The organism is Vibrio sp. 10N.222.49.C9 (genome assembly GCF_041474985.1).
GTDB classification, from domain to species: Bacteria; Pseudomonadota; Gammaproteobacteria; order Enterobacterales; family Vibrionaceae; genus Vibrio; species Vibrio crassostreae_C.
This window is the reverse complement of the sequence record NZ_JBFRVD010001118.1, coordinates 1-314: the sequence shown is the minus strand read 5'-3', so window position 1 is coordinate 314 and position 314 is coordinate 1. Positions and strand designations below refer to the sequence as shown.

The 314-nt window shown below is 45.2% G+C and carries 1 protein-coding gene; it reads right to left on the bottom strand.

The window, feature by feature from the left end; genetic code table 11:
- Positions 1–277, bottom strand: a 277-nt coding sequence (rrtA, locus tag AB4585_RS27160; RefSeq protein ID WP_372171847.1) for a rhombosortase, incomplete at its 3' end; no start/stop codon positions are given.
- Positions 278–314: the final 37 nt, after the last annotated feature.

The following is a 314-nucleotide window of genomic DNA, read 5'->3' as shown; positions in this document are numbered from 1 at the left end:
CAAACAGTCCGTGCAGTACGCCCGATAAGCCATAGTAGATTTGGGTTTGCGTAAACAGTAGCCCAATACCGATGAAGGTCGAGATAAGGGCGATATAGATACTCAGTTTTTTCCATCGAGCATGAAATAAGTAGCTAATGATCCAGAGTCCAGCGAGGTTCATCAGCAAGTGATACGCATTAGTATGGGTAAAGTTGCCTGTTATTAGTCGCCACCATTGGTGTGTTGCGATAAGATCGTGCTCCCAACGTAGCGCAGTTGATACCGCTGGAATCATAAACGTCGCTAAGAGTAAGCTGAAGGCAATTAGGAAT